This is a genomic window from Enterobacter cloacae complex sp.6700776 (assembly GCF_048284255.1).
GTDB lineage: Bacteria > Pseudomonadota > Gammaproteobacteria > Enterobacterales > Enterobacteriaceae > Enterobacter > Enterobacter intestinihominis.
In genome coordinates, this window is sequence record NZ_JBLVYK010000288.1 from 1 (window position 1) to 271 (window position 271).

Sequence of the window (271 nt, forward strand, 5' to 3'; positions counted from 1 at the left end):
GAATGTTCACATACGGCGAATTTTTATCTTCAATAAATACGCTGTCGTGCACCGGAGAAAGTCCGGTCTGCTGAATGTAAGTGGTGCTGATAATCGCCACATCAACTTTGGGATCATCCAGTACGCGCGGGAGCTGCGCCCCCTCGAGTTCCATAATCTGCAAATGACGAGGATTATCGGTTATATCCAGCGCGGTAGGTAATAAACCTTTTCCCCCTTTCAGAGTAATTAGCTTCTCGTGTTGTAACAGTAAAAGTGCGCGACCAAGGTT

The 271-nt window shown here is 46.9% G+C and carries 1 protein-coding gene; it reads right to left on the reverse strand.

Annotated features, from left to right (window positions below):
- Window positions 1-271 (reverse strand): MetQ/NlpA family ABC transporter substrate-binding protein (locus tag ACNQ0T_RS24285; RefSeq protein ID WP_417930504.1); only part of this gene is annotated, 271 nt, incomplete at both ends.